This window comes from Paracoccus alkanivorans (assembly GCF_003697785.1).
GTDB lineage: Bacteria > Pseudomonadota > Alphaproteobacteria > Rhodobacterales > Rhodobacteraceae > Paracoccus > Paracoccus alkanivorans.
In genome coordinates this window covers 341,081-362,771 of sequence record NZ_QOKZ01000004.1, presented here as the reverse complement: position 1 = coordinate 362,771, position 21,691 = coordinate 341,081, and the positions used below count along the sequence as shown (strand labels likewise).

The window sequence follows — 21,691 nt, the reverse complement described above, 5'->3', positions numbered from 1 at the left end:
CATGCAGCTGACAGGAATCCACCATCTGACCGCGATCACCGCCGATGCACCGGAAAACAACCGTTTCTATACCGATACGCTCGGCCTGCGGCGGGTGAAAAAGACCGTCAACCAGGACGATACATCCGCCTATCACCTGTTCTTCGCCGATGGCGCGGGCAGCCCGGGCACCGATATCACCTTCTTCGACTGGCCGGTGGCCCGCGAGCGCCGGGGCACGCATTCGATCAGCCGCACCGGGTTGCGCGTGGCCGAGGCCAGCCTCGACTACTGGGCCGGACGCTTGCGCGACCGGGGTGTCGATGTGGGGCAGATCACGGTGCTGGACGGCCGCTCCAGCCTCGATGTCGAGGATCCCGAGGGCCAGCGCCTGCGCCTCGTCGCCGCGCCCGAGGGCAATTCCGTGGTATGGGAGAAAAGCCCCGTCCCGGCAGAACACCAGATCCGCGGCCTTGGCCCGATCACCATCTCTGTCCCCGATCTCGGCCCGACCGAGGCGGTGCTGACGCAGGTGATGAACATGCGCAAGAGCCGCGACTATCCCAGCCCCGATGGCGAGGGACAGGTGCATGTCTTCGAGATGGGCGAGGGCGGTGCGGCGGCTGAACTGCATGTCGCGGTCCAGCCCGGCCTGCCCGTCGCGCGTCAGGGGGCGGGCGCGGTTCACCATGTCGCCTTCCGCGTGCCCGACAAGCAGGCGCTGACGGAATGGACCAGCCGCGTCTCGGGTTTCCGCGTTCCGAATTCGGGCGAGGTCGAGCGTTATTACTTCCGCTCGCTTTACTTCCGCGAACCGGGCGGCAATCTGTTCGAGATCGCCACGGACGAGCCCGGATTCGACGTGGACGAGCCGCGCGAAACCATGGGAGAAGGGCTGTCACTGCCGCCCTTCCTCGAACCGAAACGCGCGCAGATCGAGGCGGGGCTGAAGCCCCTCGCCTGAGCCGAACCCGCCGGGGGCGCCCCGCCCCCGGCCATCACAGGGAGGAAACCATGCCCGTCATTCTTGGCCTCAGCGGCAGCCTGCGCCGCGCCTCGTTCAATTCCGGCCTGCTTCGCGCCGCCCGAGATGCCGCGCCCGAAGGCGTCGAGATCCGCATCGGATCCATCGCCGAAGTGCCCCTTTACGATGGCGATGCAGAGGCCGCGCAGGGCATTCCGCAGCCGGTTTTGGATCTGAACCGGCAACTGGCCGAGGCCGACGGGCTGCTGCTGGTCACGCCCGAATACAACAACGGCATTCCCGGTGTATTCAAGAACGCCATCGACTGGATGTCGCGCGGCGATGGCGGCAAGAATTTCAGGGGCAAGCCGGTCGCCGTCACCGGCGCATCGCCAGGCAATTTCGGCACTGCTCATTCGCAAAGCCACTGGCTGCCCGTGCTGCGCACACTCGGCACGCGGCAATGGCACGAGGGGCGCCTGCTGGTCTCGCGCGCGGGCGAGCTGTTCGATCAGGACGGCAACCTGACCGACGACAAGACCCGCCAGAAGCTCGCCGATTTCGTCGCCGGCTTCGCCGCCAGCCTGTAATGGACCGTCTCGCCGCCGACCGCATGTTCGCGCAGGTCGTCCGTCTCGGCGGCTTCTCGGCCGCGGCAAAGCAACTGGGCACCTCGCCGGGACAGGCGTCCAAGCTGGTCTCTTGGCTGGAGGCGCATCTGGGAGTGCGGCTACTGAACCGCACCACCCGCGCCATCTCTCCCACCGCCGAGGGCGAGGCCTATTACACCCGCATCAGTGCTATCATCGAGCAGCTCGACGATCTGGATGACAGCCTGCGCGATGCGGGGCAAAACCCGCGGGGGCAAGTTCGGCTGACCGCACCGTTGACCTTTGGCACCGTTCAACTGATGCCCGCACTGGCCGATTTCGCCCGGCAGCATCCGGGCATCGGGTTGGAGGTGCATTTCACCGACAGTTACATGGGGTTGGCAGAACATGGCTTTGATGCAGCGATCCGGATCGGCCAGCCTGCCGATTCCACGCTCAAGGCCCGCAAGCTGGGGGTCATGCGCATCCAGGTCGTCGCCGCGCTCGGCTATCTCAAGGCGCGGGACGTGCCGCGCCGACCCGCCGACCTTGCTGGCCATGATATCGTGACCGACCTGAACTTTGCCCGTCCCGATGCGTGGAACTTTCGCGACAGGGGCGAGCCGGTTTTGCTGGATCTACCCGGCCGCCTGCGCTTCGGCAATGCGGAAGCCTGCGTCATAGCCGCCGAGGCCGGACTGGGCATCACCCGCGTGCCGGATTTCATCTCGGCCCCGGCGATCCGCGCCGGGCGATTGGTCGAGATATTGGCGAAATATCGTGACGGCGAATCCGGGGTCTACGCAATGACGCCTTCGGGCCGGCATATGACCTCGCGCCTGCGGGTGCTGCTGGAATTCTTGCGCGACCGTTGGGGGCCCGATCATGACTGGAGTAACTGATTCCTGTTTGGAATAAATTATCTTCCATTTTCACTGATTATCATCCATTTGGAAAAGGCGCATATTACGCCCATGAACACAGGCAATGCTTTGTGAAAGGGCCGAGTCATGCTGACCGCTTTGAATGAAAAACTGAATGCGCCCGGATTGGCCGCGCTGATCCTGCGGGTAACCCTGGGGGTGCTGTTTCTGGCTCATGCCGGGCTGAAAATCTTTGTCTTCACCCCTGCTGGCACGGCGCAGTTCTTTGGCTCGATCGGCCTGCCGGGGGCGCTGGCCTATCTGGTGATTGCGGCCGAGGTGATCGGTGGTATCGCGCTGATCGTCGGCTGGCAGGTTCGCCTGGCGGCACTCGCGCTGGTGCCGGTGATGCTGGGCACGATCATCTTCAGCCATGGCGCGAACGGATTCTTTTTCAGCAACGAGGGAGGCGGATGGGAATATCCGGCCTTCTGGACCATCGCGCTGATCGTGCAGGCGCTGATCGGGGGCGGTTCCGCCGCCCTTGGCCGCAACTGACGCGATGAGGGATATCATGACCGGAAAATCCATAAATCACGTCGCCCTGACGGTGAGGGATCTGTCCGGCATGGCGACCTTTTACGAGACCATGCTCGGCCTTGCCCCGCTTGGCGGCGAAGGCGGCGTCCGCCGTTTGGGCGCGGGCGGGGACGTGCTGCTGGAACTGCGCGAGGATCCGCATGCCAAGCCGCGCGATCCCGGGCAGGCTGGGTTGTTTCACACAGCCTTCCTGCTGCCCGAACGTGCCGATCTGGGCCGGTGGCTGCGCCATGCTGTCCATGTCGGGCTTCGGCTGAGCGGAGCTTCGGATCATGGCGTCAGCGAGGCAATCTATCTGGATGACCCGGAGGGCAACGGTATCGAGGTATATTGGGACCGGCCCGAATCCGAATGGAAACGCGAGGGCGATCGGGTCGAGATGTTCACCATGCGGCTGGACCTGAACGGCCTGACGGCCTCTGGCATAGGGGAGTGGCGTGGCGCGCCTTCGGGCAGCCGTGTCGGCCATGTGCATCTGCAGGTGGGCGATCTGGTTCCGGCCGATGAGTTCTTTCGCGAAGCCCTGGGCATGACCCGGACTTTCGAAGGGCCGGGTGGGGTGTGGTATGGCTGGAACGGCTATCATCATCATCTTGCGGGCAATGTCTGGAACAGTCGGGGCGCGGGCCCGCGTGACCCTAGGATGACCGGGCTGGCCGAAGTGGTGGTGAATGATCCTGCACGGGCGGGAGAGATCATCACCGATCCCTGGGGCACGCGGTTCAGGATGGTTTGATCCGGATACCTGCCGGTCTCGTGGCGCGGGTCAGATGCAGGCGAAATACAGTCGCCGCGAATCCCCGCGCGGCCCTGGATGGTTGCGAAGGAAAAATGTTTCCGGCTGAAACTATACGTTCAGGAAAATCTTTTTCAGCTCCCGCACCGCGTAGTCGGCAAACATGCGGACCTTGGGATCCTGCAGGCGGCGATGCGGGGTCAGGCTGCCGAACTGGGCGGGCATGGGCGGGGCCTCGGGCAGCACATTCACCAGCCGCCCGGCCTTGATGTCGTCGATCACCTCGTATTGCGGGCGATTCGCGATTCCCTCTCCACCAAGTGCCCATGAGGTCAGCACATCCCCGTCATCGGTGTCGAACCGTCCCGACACCATCATCTTTTTCGGGCCTTCCTCGGTCTGGAGCACCCAGAAATATTCCGGGCTGCGCGGATATCGCAGCAACAGGCAATTGTGATCGGCCAGGTCCTCGGGGCGTTCGGGCGTGCCATGGGCCGCAAGATATTCGGGCGATGCGACCAGCATTCGCGGACAATCCGCGATCTTGCGCCATTTCAGCGCGGAATCGGCAGGCTCTCCCAGAAAAAATGCCAGATCGATGGCGTCCTCGACGATATTCACGTTGCGGTCGGATAGTCGGAGGCGGAATTCCACCCCGGGGTTGTCACGGCAGAAGGGCGGGATCAGGGGCGCGATCAATCGTCGCCCCAGCCCCAGGGGCGCGGTCAGCCGGATTACCCCCTGCGGCTTGCCCGAGAAACTGCTGACCATCGCCTCGGCCTCGTCCAGCGTGTCGATGACGCGGCGGGCATGGTCATAGAAGGCACGCCCGATCTCTGTCGGGGTCAGCTTGCGGGTCGTGCGGTTCAGGAGCCGCACGCCGAAGCGATTTTCAAGATCCTTGATACGATTCGAGGCGACGGCGGGCGACAGCCGCAAGTCCCTGCCTCCGGCGGTGATCGAGCCCAACTCGATCACGCGGACAAAGACTCTCAGACTTTCAAGATAGGACATCGGGTTAGGCCGCTTTCAAGGAATCGTGTAAAGTCTTCCGCGTCGGGACCGATTTCGCAACGATTCTTTCCGGCTTACGCTTCGGACGGTTTCACAGCCAGGAGGATTGCCATGAAGCCCGAGCTGCGCTTTCTGCTGAACGATCAGGAGATCAGGCTGACCGAGGTCGGGGCCTCGGATACATTGCTGGATCATCTGCGTATCGCCCGCCGCCTGACCGGCACCAAGGAGGGCTGCGCCGAGGGCGATTGCGGCGCCTGCACGGTGTTGCTGGGCAAGCTGACCGAGGATGGGCTGGTCTATGAGCCGATCAATGCCTGCATCCGGTTCCTGGCGTCCTGCCATGCCTGCCATGTCGTCACGGTCGAGCATCTGCGCGGCCCGGATGGCGGGCTGCATCCGATCCAGAAGGCGATGGTCGAGCATCACGGCAGCCAATGCGGCTTCTGCACGCCGGGGATCGTGATGTCGCTTTACGGCTTGTGGATGAGCGATCCGCAGGCGGGCGTGACGCAGATCGAAGAGGCGCTGCAGGGCAATCTTTGCCGCTGCACCGGCTATGAGCCGATCGTGAAGGCCGCCCTGGCCGCCGGGCAGCAGGGCGGGCAGGCGATGGATGCGCTGGCGGTCGAACGCGACGCGGTGGCGGCACGGCTGCACGCGATGCGCGAGGGCCGGGTCGAACTGTCCAAAGGCTGCGAGCGCGCGATCATTCCCGCAGATGTCGATGATTTCGCCGCCGTGCTGGAGGAAAACCCCGATGCGACAATCGTGGCGGGCGCCACCGATGTCGGGCTGTGGGTGACGAAATTCCTGCGCGATATTTCCCCCGCCGTCTTCATTGGCCACCTGATGAAGGGCATCGCGGTGAAGGGCGATGAACTCCGCCTTGGCGCGGGCGTGACCTATAGCGAGGCCGCCCCGCTGATCGCCAAGCATATTCCCGCCGCGCATGATTACTGGCTGCGCATCGGCGGCTGGCAGGTCCGCAACATGGGCACAATCGGCGCGAATATCGCCAATGGCTCGCCCATCGGCGACACGCCGCCCCTGCTGATCGCGCTCGGTGCGCGGATCGTGCTGCGCAAGGGTGCGGCTCGGCGCGAGGTGGCGCTGGAGGATTTCTTCATCGATTACGGCAAGCAGGACCGTGCCTCCGGCGAATTCGTCGAAGAGGTCATCATCCCGACGCGCCCGGAGGCGAAACTGGCCGCCTACAAGATCTCCAAGCGCCGCGACAGCGACATCACCGCTGTTGCTGCCGGTTTTTGCCTGAGCGTTGAAAATGGTATCATTACGCAGGCGAAGGTCGCATTCGGCGGCATGGCCGCGATTCCCAAGCGTGCCGCGCAGGCCGAGGCGGCGCTGACCGGGCAGCCCTTTGCCGCTGACAGCTTCGACGCCGCCGCCCGTGCCGTGGCGAGGGATTTCCAGCCCCTGACCGATTGGCGGGCGAGCGCCGAATACCGCCAGGCCATCGCCGCCAACCTGTTCCGCCGCTTCTGGCTGGAGCAATCCGAACCCGATCTGCCCGTGCGGCTGCAATACGCGGTGGGAGAATGAGCATGAAAGACGATATCGCCATCAAGGGCCTCGCCCATAGCGAGACGATCCACGATTCGGCCGTCAAGCATGTGACCGGCCGGGCCGAATATACCGACGATCTGGCCGAACCTCATGGCCTGATCCATGCTTATCTGGGTCTGTCGCAATGCGCCCATGGTCGCATCACCGGGATGGATTTCACCGAGACTCTGGCCGCGCCCGGGGTGATTGGCCTGCTCACCGCCAAGGATATTCCGGGCGTCAACGACGTTTCGCCCAATGGCAAGGATGACGATCCCGTCTTTGCCGAGGGTGAAGTGAAGTTCTGGGGCCAGCCGGTCTTTGCCGTCATCGCAGAGACCCGCGACCAGGCCCGCCGCGCCGCCCACAAGGCCAAGATCAGTTATGAAGAGCTGCCCTTCGCGCTTGACCCCGTTGCTGCGCGCGATGCCGGGATGGATTACGTGACCGAGCCGCTGACGCTGAAACGCGGCGATGCCGGGGCCGGGATGGCCGCCGCTCCGCGCCGCATTAAGGGGCGGTTCGGGATCGGCGGGCAGGATCACTTCTATCTCGAAGGCCAGATCGCCATGGCGGTGCCAGGCGAGGACGAGGATGTCGTGGTCAATGTCTCGACCCAGCATCCAAGCGAGGTGCAGCATATGGTCGCCCATGTGCTGGACGTGCCCTCGCATTCGGTGGTGGTGAATGTGCGCCGCATGGGCGGGGGATTCGGCGGCAAGGAGACGCAGATGAACCTGTTCGCCTGCGTCGCCGCCATGGCCGCGAAGAAATGGAACCGCGCGGTGAAGATCCGCCCCGACCGCGACGACGACATGACGGCCACCGGCAAACGCCATGATTTCGTGGTCGATTACGAGGTCGGCTTTGACGACGAAGGCCATATCCTGGCCGTCGAAGGCGACTGGTATGCGCGCTGCGGTTTCTCGGCCGATCTGTCCGGTCCCGTTACCGACCGGGCGTTGTTCCATGCCGATAACGCCTATTACTACCCCGATGTGCTTCTGCGCAGCCATCCGATGCGCACCAATACCGTCAGCAACACCGCGTTCCGGGGCTTTGGCGGGCCGCAGGGCGTCATCGTGGCCGAGCGGATGATCGAAGAGATCGCCTATGCGCTTGGCCGCGACCCCTACGAGATCCGGCAGAAGAACCTCTACAAGAACGGGCAATTGACCCCCTATCACCAGGAGGTCAGCGACCAGATCCTGCCGCGTATCTTCGAGGAACTCGAAGCCAGCAGCGATTACCAGGCCCGCCGTCAGGCGGTGCTGGACTGGAACGCGAAAGGCGGCGTGATCCGCAAGGGTATCGCACTGACCCCGGTGAAATTCGGCATCAGCTTTACCGCGACATGGTTCAACCAGGCCGGCTCGCTGATCCATGTCTATTCCGACGGCTCCATCGCGCTGAACCATGGCGGGACCGAGATGGGGCAGGGCCTGAACACCAAGGTGGCGCAGGTCGTGGCCGAGGCCTTCCAATGCGATATCTCGCGCATCAAGATCACCCGCACCACGACCGAGAAGGTGCCGAATACTTCGGCCACCGCGGCCTCGTCGGGCACCGACCTGAACGGCATGGCGGCGCTGGACGCGGCCGAACAGATCAAGGCCCGGCTGGTCGATTTCGTCTCCGAGCGCTGGCAGGCCCCGCGCGAGGATGTGCGTTTCGTGCCCGGTCATGTGATGGCGGGCGAGACGGCAATCCCCTGGGACGAGGTGATCCGGGCCGCTTATATGGCCCGCATCCACCTGTCGGCGGCGGGCTTCTACAAGACGCCCAAGATCCACTGGGACCGCGCGACGGGGCAGGGACGGCCTTTCTATTACTTCGCCTATGGCGCGGCGGTGTCCGAGGTTTCCGTCGATACGCTGACCGGCGAATACGTGATCGACCGCGCCGATGTGATCCATGACGTGGGCCGCAGCCTGAACCCGGCCATCGACAAGGGCCAGGTCGAGGGTGCCTTCGTGCAGGGCACCGGTTGGCTGACCTGCGAGGAGCTCTGGTGGGACGACAAGGGGCAACTGCGCACGCATGCGCCCTCGACCTACAAGATCCCGCTCGCCTCGGACCGTCCGCGCATCTTCAACGTGAAGCTGGCCGACTGGTCGGAAAACAGCGAGCGCACGATCAAGCGGTCCAAGGCCGTGGGCGAGCCTCCCTTCATGCTGGGGATCTCGGTGTTCGAGGCAATCAACATGGCCGTTGCGTCGGTGGCGGATTACCGCGAACCGGCCCGCCTCGACGCCCCCGCCACGCCCGAGCGCGTGCTGATGGCCGTGAACCGGCTGAAGGGATGATCCGGGTCCGCGTCATATCGGCCAAGGGCTCGACCCCGCGCGACGAGGGGGCCGAGATGTTCGTCGGCCCCGATTCTGTTGAAGGCACGATCGGCGGCGGACAACTGGAATACATGGCCATCGACCGCGCCCGGCGGATGCTGGAATCCGGCGAGGCGCAGGCCGAGATGGATATCCCCCTTGGCCCCGAGATCGGGCAATGTTGCGGGGGTCGCGTGCGGCTGAGCCTCGACCGGGAGGCCGCAACGCCGCAGGATCATCCCCATGTGCTGATCTTCGGCGCGGGCCATGTCGGCCGGGCACTGGCGCTGGCGCTGCAACCGCTGCCGGTCAACGCCACGCTGATCGACCAGCGCCCCGAGGAACTGGCGCTCGCCGCCCCGGGCATTGAGACCCGTCTTACCCCACTGCCCGAGGCCGAGATCCGGGCCGCCCGGCCAGGCTCCGCCATCGTCATCCTTACCCATGACCATGCGCTGGATTTCATGTTGGTCGCCGAGGCGTTGTCGCGCAGCGACCTCGCCTATATCGGCATGATCGGCAGTGCCACGAAACGCGCGCAGTTCAACCGCTTTGCCCGCGATCGTGGTATCGACCCCACGCCGCTGATCTCCCCCATCGGCGCGGGGTTCTCGTCCGACAAGCGCCCGGCGGTGATCGCCGCCTATACCGCCGCCGAGTTGATGACCCGGCTGACCGCAACTTCTTCTTCAGAAAAATATCCATGCAACAGCTGATCCGGGGCCGAGTGCTCGGCTTTCACGCCGATCCTTCTGAGACTGACGACAACCACCGCTATATCGAGGATGGCGCCATCCTGATCGAGGGTGGCCGCATCCTTGCCGTGGACGAATATGCCGCGCTCGCCCGTTCGGGCGTGGCCGAGATCGACCATCGCCCGCATCTGATCATGCCGGGCTTCATCGATCCGCATATCCATTTCCCGCAGGTTCAGGTGATCGCAAGCTGGGGCGCGCAGCTTCTGGACTGGCTCAATACCTATACCTTCCCCGAAGAGGCGCGTTTCGCCGATCCCGATCACGCCGCCCGCATGGCGGGGCTGTTTCTCGACCAGTTGACCGCCCATGGCACGACGACGGGCGTTGCCTTCTGCTCGGTCCATGCCGCTAGTGCCGAGGCGCTGTTCTCCGCCGCCGAGTCGCGCAACATGGCGATGGTCGCGGGCAAGGTGATGATGGACCGCAACGCGCCTGATTCCGTGCTGGACACGCCGCAGCAGGGCTATGACGACAGCAAGCGCCTGCTGGAGAAATGGCACGGGCGGGGCCGTCAGCGCTATGCGATTACGCCGCGCTTCGCGATCACCTCGACACCCGGACAGATGGAGGCAACCGGCGCGCTGGTCCGTGAGCATCCCGATTGCCATGTCCAGACCCATCTGAGCGAGAATCTCGAAGAGATCGAATTCACCCTGAGCCTTTATCCCGATGCGCGGGATTATCTGGACATATACGAGACATACGGATTGCTTTCGGACAAGCTCCTGCTGGGCCATTCGATCCATCTGCGCGAGCGCGAGATTGCCCGGATGGCGGAAACCGGCAGCCGTGCGGTGTTCTGCCCGACCTCGAATCTGTTCCTCGGTTCGGGCCTGTTCGACGAGGCCGGGCTGCGTGCGGCAGGTATCGTCAGCGGGATTGCCACGGATGTCGGCGGCGGCACCAGCTATTCGATGCTTCAGACGCTGAACGAGGGCTACAAGATCCTGCAATTGCGGGGCCAGAAACTGCATCCGCTGCAGGCTTTCCACTGGGCGACGCGCGGCAACGCGCTGGCCCTGGGGATGCAGGACCGGATCGGCACGCTGGAGCCGGGATCGGATGCCGATCTGGTGGTTCTGGATGCAAGGGCGACCGAGGCGATGGCCTTGCGGATGGAACGGGCGGAGGCATTGGCCGAAGAGCTGTTCATTCTGCAGATCATGGGGGATGATCGTTCTGTCGCGCAGGTCTATGTGGCGGGCAAGCCAAGGAAATAGACATCCACCGTGCAAGGAGCCCGGCAATCGCCTGCGGATATGGCGGGGCGGCATCATCCGGGCGCGATTCTGCGCCCGTGTCTCAATCCGACACTGTTGTGTCGCAAATTGTCCGCACGGAATCACCACCCAATATAATTTAGGTCTACAGGCAGCCTTGTCCCATGCGGCGAGGCGGTCTGTGCCATGTCAAGCAGCGCCAAGAGCGCAATATGGAAGCCACAGGTGCGTGATGACCACAGCCCCCTCCACCGCCGAACTGATCGCGGCCCGTCAGCCCGGTTTTTCCCTGCCGCGTGACCTTTATTGCGGCCAGCAGGCGCTCCAGGACGACCTGGAGCAGATCTGGTACCGCGAATGGCTTTTCGCCGTGCCGGCCTGCGAAATTCCCAAGACCGGAAATTTCGCCACGCTGAATGTCGGGCAATATCCGGTGATCGTCATTCGTGGCGCCGATGGTCGGATCCGTGCATTCCACAATGTCTGCCGCCATCGTGGCCAGCGGCTGTGTCCCAAGGCCTCGGGCAGCAATCCCAAGCTGGTCTGCCCCTATCACCAATGGACCTACGATCTGGATGGCAAGCTGCTTTATGCCCGCGATATGGGCGAGGGATTCGATGCCTCGAAATACGGATTGAAGCCGGTCCATTGCGTCGATATCGGCGGCATGGTGTTCATCTGCATCGCGCAGGTGCCGCCGGCGATCAACGACCTTGCCAAGAACCTGATGACCTATCTGGCCCCAAGCGCCCTTGCGGATGCCAAGGTCGCTTTCAGCTCGACCATCGTCGAGAAGGGCAACTGGAAGCTGGTGCTGGAAAACAATCGCGAATGCTATCATTGCGGCGGTTCGCACCCTTCGCTGTGCCGGACCTATTCCGACGATCCCGAGATGACCGTGATGGAAGGCCCGAACTCGGCCAGCGCAGAGATCCTGGACCATTGGGACCGCTGCGATGCCGCCGGCCTGCCTGCCCGTTTCGTGAGCGCCCCCGACATGCAGTGGCGCCTGGCGCGTGTGCCGCTGATGGATCATCAGGAAAGCTTTACAATGTCGGGCAAGGCGGCGGTGTCGCGGCGCATGGGCACGATTCCGTGGAACGACGCCGGGGCGATGATGTTCTATCACTTCCCCACGAGTTGGAACCATTTCCTGCCTGATCACGCCATCGTCTTCCGCATCCTGCCGATCAGCCCCACCGAGACCGAGGTGACGACGAAATGGCTGGTTCACAAGGACGCGGTCGAGGGCAAGGATTACGACTTGAACAAGCTGACCGAGGTCTGGCTGGCCACCAATGACGAGGACCGCCGCGTGGTCGAGGAAAACCAGGCCGGCATTCTCAGCCCTGCCTATGAACCCGGCCCCTATTCGCCGCGGCAGGAGATGGGCGTGCTGCATCTGGTCGACTGGTATTGCGGCCTGATGTCCAGCCGTCTGGGGCTGCAGGCGGCAGCGGAGTAGGTCATGGCCAAACAGCGTATAAACTGGTCGGGAGAGCCCTGGGACGATTCCGAGATGCTGGAATTCACCCAGATGATCCCCGAGACGGCGGACACCACCACTTTCACCTTCCGTTCGCCGTCCGGGGCATGGTTCGATTACGAACCCGGCCAGTTCGTCACGCTGGATCTGCCGGTGCCGGGCGGGAATGTGCAGCGCACCTATACGCTGTCATCCTCACCCTCGCGGCCTATGCATGTCTCGATCACCGCCAAGGCACAGCCCGACTCGATCGGGACGCGCTGGATGATGGACAATCTCAAGCCAGGGATGAAGCTGAAGGCCTGGGGACCGTCGGGCATCTTCAGCCTGCAGCGGCATCCGGCGAAGAAATATCTGTTCATCTCGGCCGGATCGGGCATCACCCCGATGATGTCGATGACCACATGGCTATGGGATAGCGGGCTGAAGCCCGATGTGGTTTTCGTCCATGCCGCGCGCCGCCCCTCGGATGTGCTGTTCATCGAGCAGTTGCACCATATGGCCAACCGGGAATCGGGGTTGCAGCTGCATATCACCGTCGAGGAGCATGACGAGTTCCGCTCCTGGCACGGATATCGCGGCCGGGTAAGCCAGTTGATGCTGGGGCTTATGGCTCCCGACTATCTCGAACGGGAGGTGTTCTGTTGCGGACCCGAGCCCTTCATGCAGGCTGTCCGGGATATCCTGATCTCGCTTGGCTATGACATGGACCACTATCATCAGGAGAGCTTTGGAACCCCGGTCGAGACCGAGGCGCAGGCTCCTGATCTGGACGATGTGGTTCCCGACGAGGAAGCCAGGGCGGAACTGGTCTTTGCCGCATCGGGCATCAGCGCGCGCTGCCACGAGACCGACACCGTGCTGGCCATCGCCAAGGCCAATGGGCTGAACATCCCCTCGGGCTGCACCTTTGGGCTTTGCGGCACCTGCAAGACCCGCAAACTGGAGGGCGAGGTGCATATGGTCCATAACGGCGGCATCTCGGAGGAGGATATCGAGGAGGGATATATCCTCGCCTGCTGTTCGAACCCGATCGGCAAGGTGGTGGTCGACGTTTAGGCCGGGACTCCCGGGCAAATGCTGCGATCTGCCGCAGGCGTCGTAAGGTATTTGGACAAAGAAGAAGCGGCGCTTCGGCAGGAGCGTCCCCTCCGGGGCGGGTTGTCGAACCGGTCTACTCTCCGTAGGGCACCCATATATTCTTGACCTGTGTCGCTCGCTGCAAAAAGATGCGGCCCTGTCCCCCGGTTCCGATCCAATCCCTTTCGGCACCGTCTTCGATCCAGGTCTGCTTGAGGTTTCCGGCGCTTTCGGTTTCGACCATCCGGCAGCCCTCGGCTGTGCCGAAATACCACATGCCCTGCACATCGTCGTGCTGCGCCAGCGTTCTGGCCAGGTCGTCGCGCGGGCCGGTGACGATATTGATCACACCGTCGGGTATATCCGAGGTTTCCAGCACCTGATAGAAGTCTGTCGCCGCGAGCGGATGGATCTGGCTGGGGATCGCCACGACGCTGTTGCCCATGGCAATCGCCGGCAGCACCGTCGAGACAAGGCCCAGCAATGGATGGGCCAGCGGACAGGCGATGCCGATCACACCAAGGGGCTCATGCATGGCAAGCGTCACATGGGCGCTTTTGGTCTGGTGCACGGCGCCGTCGAACTTGTCTGCCTGCGCCGCATACCAGAAGCAGCGCCGGATGGCGGTTTCGACCTCTTCGGCGGCCTTGCCCTTGCCGGTGCCGAAGCTGCGCAGGCGTTCTTCGAATTCGGCGGCGCGTGCCGACAGGTTCTCGCCCAGGTAATAAAGCACCTGCGCCCGGTTATGTCCCGTGGCCTTGCCCCAAGCGCCGGCCTTGTTCGCGGCCTCCACCGCGTTGCGGATATCCTTGCGGTTGCCGAGCCCGGCCAGCCCGATTCCGCCTTTCGGTCCGTTGACACTGTAGGAATAACCACTGTCGGGACGCGCCTGCATGCCGCCGATATAAAGCTTGGCGGTCCGGTCGATCCCTTCGGCGGCGCCATCCGTTCGGGGCGCCGCTTCGGGTGCGGCAGGAGCAGTCTCGGGCTTTTTCGCTTTTTGCCTGGGAGGGGTAATATACGCCGCCATGCCCTCGCGCCCGCCTTCGCGGCCGAAGCCGCTTTCGCGATAGCCGCCAAAGCCTGCGCCCGCATCGAACACATTGGTGCAGTTGACCCAGATGACGCCCGCCTTGATCCGGGCGGCGATGTCGAGGCAGAGATTGACATTCTCCGACCAGATCGACGCGGCCAGCCCGTAGCGCGTGTTATTCGCCAGTGCCAGCGCATCGGCGGGCGTGCGGAACGGGGTAAGGGTCACCACCGGGCCGAAAATCTCTTCCGTGGCGAGCACCGATGCAGGCTCGACCCCGGTTGCCAGTGTCGGCGGATAGAAGCAGCCCTCGGGCGCCGTTCCCTGGAAAAGCTTTGCGCCTTCGGCCACGCCCTGATCCATCAGCTCGCGGATACGGTCGAGCTGGACAGGATGCACGATGGCGCCGATATCCGTGGACTTGTCCAGCGGATCACCCACGCGAAGCTGCGCCATACGGGCCTTGAGAAGGGTCTCGAACCGCTCGGCAACGGCCTCGGCCACGAGGATTCGGGCTCCGGCACAGCAGACCTGCCCCTGGTTGAACCAGATCGCATCCACGACGCCTTCGACGGCGGCGTCGAGATCCGCGTCGGCAAAGACGACGAAAGGTGATTTACCGCCCAGTTCCAATGTCAGCGACTTGCCGGATCCCGCGGTCTGCCTGCGGATGAGCCGACCGACCTCGGTCGAGCCGGTAAAGGCAACCTTGTCGATATCCTTGTGGCCGGTAATAATGGCACCGGTTTCGCCGTCGCCGGTGACGATGTTCAGCACACCCTTGGGCAATCCGCATTCCGATGCGATCCCGGCAAAGGCCAGTGCCGTCAGCGGCGTATATTCTGCCGGTTTCAGCACCACGGTATTACCTGCGGCAAGGGCAGGGGCGATCTTCCATGCCAGCATCAGCAGCGGGAAATTCCACGGGATGACCTGACCGCAGACCCCGACCGGAGCGGTGCCGGGAAACTCGTCCTCCATCAGCTCGGCCCAGCCCGCATGATGATATAGGTGCCGGACTACCAGCGGCACATCGATATCGCGGCTTTCGCGGATGGGTTTGCCATTGTCCAGGCTTTCCAGAACCGCGAGAAAGCGCGCGTGCTGCTGCACGTGCCGGGCCAGCGCGTAAAGATATTTCGCCCGTTCATGTCCGGAAAGCGCGGCCCATTTCGGTTGCGCAGCGCGAGCGGCCCTGACCGCCGCATCCACGTCAGACTGTGTGCCCTGCGTGACCTTGGCGAGTGTCCCGCCCGTGGCGGGATTGATGGTATCGAAGGTTTTGCCCGGTTTGGTGAAAGCGCCGCCGATGTAATGGCCGAAACCGCCCGAATGACGTTCGAGCCAATCGGTCACGATGCCGGTATCTTCGGGAGCGGGTCCATAATCCATGGTGGCGAGAATATCCGTGATGGTGGTCATGTCGTGCAACGCTCCTTCAGGCGATCGCGTGGCGCGAGGATGCGGCATAGCGCCCGGTGACGTGATGTTCGAGCTGGCGCTCGATATCGCCCAGCATCGATGAGGCGCCGAAGCGGAACAGATCCGGGTTCAGCCATTCGCGGCCCAGTTCTTCCTTCATCAGGATCTGCCAGGCAAGCGCTTCCTTGGCGGCTTTCATGCCGCCAGCGGGCTTGAAGCCGATCCGATAGCCGGTGGCTGCGCCGTAATCGCGCAGCGCCCGGATCATCACCAGGCTGACGGGCAGAGTGGCGTTCACCCCCTCCTTGCCGGTCGAGGTCTTGATGAAATCCGCACCCGCCTGCATCGCCACCATCGAGGCGGCATAGACATTGCGCAGGGTTTGCAGATCGCCGGTCGCGAGGATCGCCTTCATATGCGCTTTACCGCACGCCTCGCGCATGGCGCTGATCTCATCGTGGAGCGCCTGCCAGTTGCCGGTCAGGACATGCTCGCGCGTGATGACGATGTCGATCTCGTCCGCGCCTTCGGTGACGGCATAGCGGATCTCGGCGAGTCTCAGGTCGAGCGGCATGAGACCTGCCGGAAAGCCGGTAGCGACCGAGGCGACGGGCACGCCCGACCCTTCCAACGCCTCTGCCGCATGCCTCACCATGGTCGGATATACACAGACAGCGCCGGTAGTGAGCCTCATGTCGCCAAGGCCCAACCCCTCTTTTATATGTGGAGCGAGCGGGTTGAGCGCCTTGGCGCAGAGCCTGCGGACGCGCGCCGCGGTATCGTCGCCGGCCAACGTGGTCAGGTCGATGCAGCGTATCGCATTGACCAGCCAGGCAGCCTGATGAAGCTTCTTGACCGAACGGCGGGCCGTCAGGGTTGCCGCACGGCGTTCGGCAGCCGAACGGTTTATCGCGTGCCCTTCGAACATCTCGGTGGCAAGCGGCATTCCGGGATTGCGCGCGTGGCCGGATTCCGTGCCGGTGCGAACGGGCACAGGATGCGTTTGTGGCCGGTTCGGTGTTTTCGCCTCAACAGTCATGAATATGCTCCAATGCGAAATGTGCCATGACTTTGCCGTCTCGCCGCGACGGGCTCTTCAGCCGTGGTGGCGCATATGCCGGGAATGCTTGCTTCGGAACACCGTATATGTGGCATATCGTGGCGATCTCCCTGTTCTTTCGCCACATTAGGGGCGGAACCGCGTTATGGGGAGATGAATATCGCGTGCATCGACATGACGGAAGGCCTGGTGCAGCTTGATCAGGACGGGTGACGCGATGCCGTGGCGGCAGCTTCCCCGGAGCAGGGCCAGTATGGGGTATGACTTCGATAGTCCGGCTTTGCTCCGAGCAATGCGAATCAGCCGTATTCGATGATACTCAGTCACCATTCCTTCTGATGGTTGATGTATCTACAGACCGGGTTTGGCGGTTTCCGGCGCATGATTGGCGGCGATGCCGTATTTTCTCTTCTGCAAGCGGCTGGTAAAGGCGGCTCATCAATGATCGGGGAAACGTGATGAGTGTGCAGAGCACCGAACCCTCAGGCCCGGGCCGTCTGGCCGGAGCCGGAACCGCGTGGAATATCCTGTTGGCGATCAGCCTGTGTCACATGGTCAATGACGTGATGCAGTCGATGCTGGCGGCGATCTATCCGTTGCTGCGCACGGAGTTTTCGCTGTCCTATACCCAGATCGGTATCATGACGCTGGCCTTTCAGGTCACCGCCTCGCTTTTGCAGCCGGTCGTCGGGATGGTAACGGACCGGCATCCGCAGCCGCGGTCCCTGTCCCTGGGGATGGCCTCGACCTTTTGCGGGGTGTTGTTGCTGGCATTCGCTCATCAATACTGGGTGCTGCTGACAGGCGCGATGCTGATCGGAATCGGTTCGGCCGTGTTTCATCCCGAAAGCTCGCGCGTGGCGCGGCTGGCGTCGGGCGGCAGGTTCGGCACCGCGCAATCCCTGTTCCAACTCGGAGGCAATTTCGGCCAGTCGCTCGGCCCGCTGCTGGCAGCCTTCATCGTGGTCCCCCTGGGCAGGCCCGCCGTGGCGTGGTTCGCGGTCGCCGCTGCCCTGGGCGTCGCGATGCTCTATCAGGTCGGCAATTGGGCCGAGGGGCGCAGGCGGGCATCGGCCGCCCAACCGGATACAGCGCTGCGATTGCCCCGCAAGGTGGTGGTGCGGGCGATTATCGTGCTCGCAGTGCTGACCTTTACCAAGAATATCTACGGCGCCGCGATGACCAGCTATTTTACCTTTTTCACCATCGAGAAATTCGGGCTCGGTCCGCAGGGCGCGCAGCTCATGCTGTTCCTATTCCTGCTGGGCATGGCCGCGGGTGTCATGCTGGGCGGCATCGTCGGGGATCGTGTCGGGCCGCTGAAGGTCATCTGGTTCTCGATTCTCGGGGTTCTGCCCTTCACCTTGGCCTTGCCGCATGTCGGACTGATCCCGACCGGGATCCTGTCGCTGGTGATCGGGTTGATTTTGGCTTCGGCCTTTCCGGTCATCGTGGTCTTTGCCCAAGAGCTTGTTCCGGGCCGAACCGGCATGGTGGCCGGGCTGTTCTTTGGCTTTTCTTTTGGCATGGGGGGCATCTCTGCCGCTGCGCTCGGGGTGCTGGCCGATGCGCAAGGGCTGGATCTGGTATTCCTGCTGTGTTCGATGCTGCCGGTGCTGGGCATATTGACCATCTTCTTGCCCAAGCAGGATCAGCTTGGGGGTTGACCGGCTCCGATCGTCCAATCCGTGGAAACACTATATAGAGGTTTCGTATTGTTAAGTGCGACAATCGATTTTCCCTCTTGAAATTCGAGCGAATACAACCGGATAAGATTGATTGACCGAGAAATGGCAAAGCCGCTCCACGTCTGTTTCGGGACGTCGAAGCATGGGGCGGCATTCTCGACGAGCGGGGTTTGGCGCGGTAAACCTTTGGCAGGAGGAACCCATAGATGACCACGATCAAGGCCGTGCCGATTACCGCCGAAGCATTTGCCCCCTATGGCGAATTGCTGACCCCGAAGGCGAGCCCCGACAAGCTGATCAACGAGGGGCGCTGCGAACGCCATCACGCGCTTGCCACGGTCGAGCGTGGCGGGGGCGAGGCGATCATCTCGATCTTCCGTTCCGAACCGGTCAGCCTGCCCTATGAATGCCCGATGCTGGAGCGTCACCCGCTGGGCTCTCAGGCTTTCATGCCGTTGGGACCGGATGCCTGGCTGTCGGTTGTTGCACCGGACGAAGGGGGGCGTCCCGGGACGCCTCGCGCCTTCCTAGTGCCTGCCGGGATGGGCGTCAACTTGCGGGCAGGGGTCTGGCATGGCGTGCTGACCCCGCTGGACCGCGCTGCCGATTTCCTGGTCGTGGACAGGGAAGGCGACGGCGTGAACCTTGAAGAGGTCCGGATTCCCGCCGTTACCATTACCGCATGAGCTTGCCGGATTTCAGCTTTGAGCAGGCCGCTCTGGCACGCGGCGCCCGCCATGTCGCCGGCGTGGACGAGGTTGGTCGTGGGCCCCTGGCCGGTCCGGTTACTGCGGCTGCGGTGGTGCTGGAGCCGGGCAGCATTCCCGATGGGTTGAACGATTCCAAGAAGCTGACTCCGGCGCGGCGCGAAACGCTTGCGGAATGGGTAATGGCCCATTGCGATTGGTCGGTCGCCCATATCGGCGTCGAAGAAATCGACCGGCTGAACATCTATCACGCATCGCATCTGGCGATGTGCAGGGCTGTGGCCGGGCTACGCAACAGGCCCGATCATGCCTTGATCGATGGCAATCGCATTCCCCGTGATCTGGCCGTTCCCGCGGAGGCAGTGGTCAAGGGCGATGCCCGTTGCCTGAGCATCGCCGCGGCCTCGATCGTGGCCAAACTGTTGCGCGATCGCATCATGGTGGATTTGGCGCAACAACATCCAGGCTACGGGTGGGAGGTGAATGCAGGCTATCCGACTCCGGCCCATAAACAGGCGCTTCTAGATCTTGGGGTGACCCCTCATCATAGACGTTCCTTCAGGCCCGTCCACAATATCTTGTGTAAAGATAAAACAGCAAGTAATTGATTCAAAAAAGAAATTGACGGCGAATCGTGTCTGAATCATCTTAGGAGCCATACCAGACCGGACCAATCCGGCAACCCAGAGGCTCGAGATGATGAAGATCAAAGAAAAACGTGCGGCTGCCGCGCGGCCCCTTCCGCTGAACCAAATTCTGGCGGGTGACTGCATAGAGATCATGAATTCGCTGCCCGAAGACAGCGTTGACCTGATCTTTGCCGATCCGCCATATAATCTGCAGCTTCGCGGCGATCTTCTGCGTCCCGACAATTCCAAGGTCGATGCCGTCGATGACGAATGGGACCAGTTCGCGGGTTTTGCCGCCTATGACAAGTTCACCCGCGACTGGCTGGCTGCCGCCCGCCGCCTGTTGAAGCCCGACGGGGCTATCTGGGTGATCGGCAGTTACCACAATATCTTCAGGGTCGGGGCCGAGCTACAGAACCAGGGTTTCTGGATCATGAACGACGTGATCTGGCGCAAATCCAATCCGATGCCGAATTTCCGCGGCAAGCGCCTGACCAATGCGCACGAGACGATGATCTGGGCGACCAAATCCGATGCCTCGAAATATACCTTCAACTACGAGGCGCTGAAATCGCTGAACGAGGGGGTGCAGATGCGCTCGGATTGGGTGATCCCGATCTGCAATGGCGGAGAGCGGCTGAAGGATGGCAATGGCGACAAGGCCCACCCGACCCAGAAGCCCGAGGCATTGCTGCACCGCGTCCTGGTCGGCTCGACCAATCCCGGCGACGTTGTGCTGGACCCGTTCTTCGGCACCGGCACGACCGGCGCGGTGGCCAAGATGCTGGGCCGCGATTTCATCGGCATCGAGCGCGAGGCGGCTTATCGCGAGGTTGCCGAAAAACGCCTCTCCCGTATCCGCCGCTTCGATGCCGAGGCGCTGGCCACCACCAAGGCCAAGCGGGCCGAGCCGCGCGTGCCGTTCGGTCAGGTGATCGAACGCGGCATGCTGCGCCCGGGCGAAGAGCTTTTCTCGATCGGCAACCGCCACAAGGCCAAGGTGCGTGCCGATGGCAGCCTGATCGGAAATGACGTCAAGGGTTCGATTCACCAGGTCGGCGCGGCGCTGGAAGGCGCGCCCTCCTGCAATGGCTGGACCTATTGGCATTTCCGGCGCGAAGGCAAGATGATCCCCATCGACATCCTGCGCCAGCAGATCCGCGCCGAGATGGAAGGTGAGGTTTCCCGCCCCAACTGAGTTTCACGACAGTTTCGCCGCAGTTCCGCCGCCAAAAACGCGGCTGGAACCGCCTTGCCCCGCCATGTCTGATTGGCGGGGCCTTTTTGTTGACGGGAAGGGAAGAAAGCAGGGATTTTGAGAATATCACCTAAAGGCGGAAATCCTCGATCCTTTTGTAGGAGCTTGCCTGCATGAAACCTTCGAAATTGAACTTGGAATGATCAGGTGCGATTCCAAGCAAGGAGGAAAATTCTTCCAGGAATAAACCCTTGTGCCGTTCGGCCTTTTCGTAAGAAATCAGGATGGATGGGACGTTGCGCAGTGCCAATAGATTGAGATTTTTCTGCTGACGCAACAGGCTTTCCTGCATAGCCTGAATCTGACCAAAAGGATGCCAGCGATTCAGTCCTTGCCCGTTAGCCACACTATCCCGGAAGACGCAGATGAAATGCGGGTTTCTAAGCTCTGGCCAGACGCGATCGACGTAGTCGGCGGCGTTGGGATCCTTCCAACCCCAAACCTCATGGGCTTCGTTATTGGCCGTGATTATTTTCCTTTTCTGATCCAGATCGCTACTATTGAACTCGGTGAACTCCTGGTTGTTCTCATCCACATTGTTACCCAAGAAAAGACCGAGTGCGCGCATGACACCGGCAACCATGGTGGTGCCCCCACGCATAACCCCGAAAACAATATAGGTTCTCGGACCATTCGTCAGTGGACGGTTCTTGACGATAATGGCGGATTCGCGTTTCGGTTTGCTTTCGTTCATATTTGCTGCCTTGCCAA

General features: G+C 62.7%; 19 protein-coding genes. 15 read left to right on the top strand and 4 right to left on the bottom strand.

The features are described from left to right. Position 1 precedes the first annotated feature (1 nt). The 5 genes from C9E81_RS12935 to C9E81_RS12915 all read left to right on the top strand — a co-directional run bounded on the left by C9E81_RS12935 (position 2) and on the right by C9E81_RS12915 (position 3,732). Positions 2-943 (top strand): ring-cleaving dioxygenase, encoded by a 942-nt coding sequence (locus tag C9E81_RS12935; protein ID WP_122112764.1) that lies wholly within the window; start codon positions 2-4, stop codon positions 941-943. A gap of 50 nt (positions 944-993) precedes the next feature. Next, positions 994-1,533, top strand: coding sequence for an NADPH-dependent FMN reductase (locus C9E81_RS12930; RefSeq protein ID WP_122112763.1), 540 nt, complete (start codon positions 994-996; stop codon positions 1,531-1,533). Next, positions 1,533-2,435, top strand: a complete 903-nt coding sequence (locus C9E81_RS12925; RefSeq protein ID WP_122112762.1) for a LysR family transcriptional regulator — start codon at positions 1,533-1,535, stop codon at positions 2,433-2,435. Before C9E81_RS12930 ends, C9E81_RS12925 begins: the two co-directional genes overlap by 1 nt. Positions 2,436-2,543: 108 nt before the next feature. Then, positions 2,544-2,954: a DoxX family protein gene (locus tag C9E81_RS12920; RefSeq protein ID WP_122112761.1), complete on the top strand. Its 411-nt coding sequence runs from the start codon at positions 2,544-2,546 to the stop codon at positions 2,952-2,954. A gap of 16 nt (positions 2,955-2,970) precedes the next feature. After that, positions 2,971-3,732, top strand: a complete 762-nt coding sequence (locus tag C9E81_RS12915; protein WP_243698636.1) for a VOC family protein — start codon at positions 2,971-2,973, stop codon at positions 3,730-3,732. A gap of 111 nt (positions 3,733-3,843) precedes the next feature. Here the strand turns inward: C9E81_RS12915 and C9E81_RS12910 are convergent, their stop codons facing one another. After that, a complete protein-coding gene (locus tag C9E81_RS12910) occupies positions 3,844-4,746 on the bottom strand; it encodes a LysR family transcriptional regulator (protein ID WP_122112759.1) in 903 nt (300 codons plus the stop codon). A 111-nt stretch (positions 4,747-4,857) separates the two neighbouring features. On the opposite strand from C9E81_RS12910, the gene xdhA reads away from it, so the two are divergent. From xdhA to C9E81_RS12880, 6 genes are all read left to right on the top strand, one after another. Continuing rightward, entirely contained in the window at positions 4,858-6,309 is a 1,452-nt protein-coding gene (xdhA, locus tag C9E81_RS12905) for a xanthine dehydrogenase small subunit (RefSeq protein WP_243698635.1), read from the top strand. A gap of 2 nt (positions 6,310-6,311) precedes the next feature. Next, entirely contained in the window at positions 6,312-8,618 is a 2,307-nt protein-coding gene (gene xdhB, locus C9E81_RS12900; RefSeq protein WP_122112758.1) for a xanthine dehydrogenase molybdopterin binding subunit, read from the top strand. After that, positions 8,615-9,355, top strand: coding sequence for a xanthine dehydrogenase accessory protein XdhC (gene xdhC, locus C9E81_RS12895; protein ID WP_122112757.1), 741 nt, complete (start codon positions 8,615-8,617; stop codon positions 9,353-9,355). The genes xdhB and xdhC overlap by 4 nt, the downstream gene beginning before the upstream one ends. Beyond that, the gene (guaD, locus tag C9E81_RS12890) at positions 9,343-10,617 is read left to right on the top strand and encodes a guanine deaminase (protein ID WP_122112756.1); all 1,275 of its coding nucleotides are present in this window, start codon (positions 9,343-9,345) and stop codon (positions 10,615-10,617) included. Before xdhC ends, guaD begins: the two co-directional genes overlap by 13 nt. A gap of 232 nt (positions 10,618-10,849) precedes the next feature. Continuing rightward, positions 10,850-12,082 (top strand): aromatic ring-hydroxylating oxygenase subunit alpha, encoded by a 1,233-nt coding sequence (locus tag C9E81_RS12885; protein ID WP_122112755.1) that lies wholly within the window; start codon positions 10,850-10,852, stop codon positions 12,080-12,082. Between the two features lie 3 nt (positions 12,083-12,085). Then, positions 12,086-13,162 (top strand): FAD-binding oxidoreductase, encoded by a 1,077-nt coding sequence (locus C9E81_RS12880; RefSeq protein ID WP_122112754.1) that lies wholly within the window; start codon positions 12,086-12,088, stop codon positions 13,160-13,162. 115 nt (positions 13,163-13,277) lie between these two features. Here the strand turns inward: C9E81_RS12880 and C9E81_RS12875 are convergent, their stop codons facing one another. After that, a complete protein-coding gene (locus C9E81_RS12875; protein ID WP_122112753.1) occupies positions 13,278-15,638 on the bottom strand; it encodes an aldehyde dehydrogenase family protein in 2,361 nt (786 codons plus the stop codon). Between the two features lie 16 nt (positions 15,639-15,654). Then, positions 15,655-16,584, bottom strand: a complete 930-nt coding sequence (gene deoC / locus C9E81_RS12870; RefSeq protein WP_122112752.1) for a deoxyribose-phosphate aldolase — start codon at positions 16,582-16,584, stop codon at positions 15,655-15,657. Positions 16,585-17,156: 572 nt separating this feature from the next. Between deoC and C9E81_RS12865 the strand changes: the two genes are divergently transcribed. The 4 genes from C9E81_RS12865 to C9E81_RS12850 all read left to right on the top strand — a co-directional run bounded on the left by C9E81_RS12865 (position 17,157) and on the right by C9E81_RS12850 (position 20,920). After that, complete coding sequence (locus C9E81_RS12865) at positions 17,157-18,365, top strand: MFS transporter (RefSeq protein WP_122112751.1); 1,209 nt, start codon at positions 17,157-17,159, stop codon at positions 18,363-18,365. Positions 18,366-18,592: 227 nt separating this feature from the next. Beyond that, positions 18,593-19,072, top strand: a complete 480-nt coding sequence (locus C9E81_RS12860) for an ureidoglycolate lyase (protein WP_122112750.1) — start codon at positions 18,593-18,595, stop codon at positions 19,070-19,072. Further along, positions 19,069-19,701 (top strand): ribonuclease HII, encoded by a 633-nt coding sequence (locus C9E81_RS12855; RefSeq protein WP_122112749.1) that lies wholly within the window; start codon positions 19,069-19,071, stop codon positions 19,699-19,701. Before C9E81_RS12860 ends, C9E81_RS12855 begins: the two co-directional genes overlap by 4 nt. 91 nt (positions 19,702-19,792) lie before the next feature. Beyond that, on the top strand, positions 19,793-20,920 hold the full coding sequence (locus C9E81_RS12850; RefSeq protein ID WP_122112748.1) for a site-specific DNA-methyltransferase: 1,128 nt from the start codon (positions 19,793-19,795) through the stop codon (positions 20,918-20,920). A gap of 130 nt (positions 20,921-21,050) precedes the next feature. On the opposite strand, the gene C9E81_RS12845 is transcribed toward C9E81_RS12850, so the two are convergent. Further along, a complete protein-coding gene (locus C9E81_RS12845) occupies positions 21,051-21,674 on the bottom strand; it encodes a hypothetical protein (protein WP_122112747.1) in 624 nt (207 codons plus the stop codon). Positions 21,675-21,691 lie beyond the last annotated feature (17 nt).

Bases quoted from the DNA above. Each gene is read 5' to 3' on its own strand.
- deoC (WP_122112752.1), bottom strand. From the start codon at position 16,584: ATGCCGCTTGCCACCGAGATGTTCGAAGGGCACGCGATAAACCGTTCG.
- C9E81_RS12865 (WP_122112751.1), top strand. From the start codon at position 17,157: ATGAGTGTGCAGAGCACCGAACCCTCAGGCCCGGGCCGTCTGGCCGGA.
- C9E81_RS12925 (WP_122112762.1), top strand. From the start codon at position 1,533: ATGGACCGTCTCGCCGCCGACCGCATGTTCGCGCAGGTCGTCCGTCTC.
- C9E81_RS12875 (WP_122112753.1), bottom strand. From the start codon at position 15,638: ATGACCACCATCACGGATATTCTCGCCACCATGGATTATGGACCCGCT.
- C9E81_RS12845 (WP_122112747.1), bottom strand. From the start codon at position 21,674: ATGAACGAAAGCAAACCGAAACGCGAATCCGCCATTATCGTCAAGAAC.
- C9E81_RS12935 (WP_122112764.1), top strand. From the start codon at position 2: ATGCAGCTGACAGGAATCCACCATCTGACCGCGATCACCGCCGATGCA.
- C9E81_RS12910 (WP_122112759.1), bottom strand. From the start codon at position 4,746: ATGTCCTATCTTGAAAGTCTGAGAGTCTTTGTCCGCGTGATCGAGTTG.
- guaD (WP_122112756.1), top strand. From the start codon at position 9,343: ATGCAACAGCTGATCCGGGGCCGAGTGCTCGGCTTTCACGCCGATCCT.
- C9E81_RS12850 (WP_122112748.1), top strand. From the start codon at position 19,793: ATGAAGATCAAAGAAAAACGTGCGGCTGCCGCGCGGCCCCTTCCGCTG.
- xdhB (WP_122112758.1), top strand. From the start codon at position 6,312: ATGAAAGACGATATCGCCATCAAGGGCCTCGCCCATAGCGAGACGATC.
- xdhC (WP_122112757.1), top strand. From the start codon at position 8,615: ATGATCCGGGTCCGCGTCATATCGGCCAAGGGCTCGACCCCGCGCGAC.
- C9E81_RS12880 (WP_122112754.1), top strand. From the start codon at position 12,086: ATGGCCAAACAGCGTATAAACTGGTCGGGAGAGCCCTGGGACGATTCC.
- C9E81_RS12860 (WP_122112750.1), top strand. From the start codon at position 18,593: ATGACCACGATCAAGGCCGTGCCGATTACCGCCGAAGCATTTGCCCCC.
- C9E81_RS12885 (WP_122112755.1), top strand. From the start codon at position 10,850: ATGACCACAGCCCCCTCCACCGCCGAACTGATCGCGGCCCGTCAGCCC.
- C9E81_RS12855 (WP_122112749.1), top strand. From the start codon at position 19,069: ATGAGCTTGCCGGATTTCAGCTTTGAGCAGGCCGCTCTGGCACGCGGC.
- C9E81_RS12920 (WP_122112761.1), top strand. From the start codon at position 2,544: ATGCTGACCGCTTTGAATGAAAAACTGAATGCGCCCGGATTGGCCGCG.
- C9E81_RS12930 (WP_122112763.1), top strand. From the start codon at position 994: ATGCCCGTCATTCTTGGCCTCAGCGGCAGCCTGCGCCGCGCCTCGTTC.
- C9E81_RS12915 (WP_243698636.1), top strand. From the start codon at position 2,971: ATGACCGGAAAATCCATAAATCACGTCGCCCTGACGGTGAGGGATCTG.
- xdhA (WP_243698635.1), top strand. From the start codon at position 4,858: ATGAAGCCCGAGCTGCGCTTTCTGCTGAACGATCAGGAGATCAGGCTG.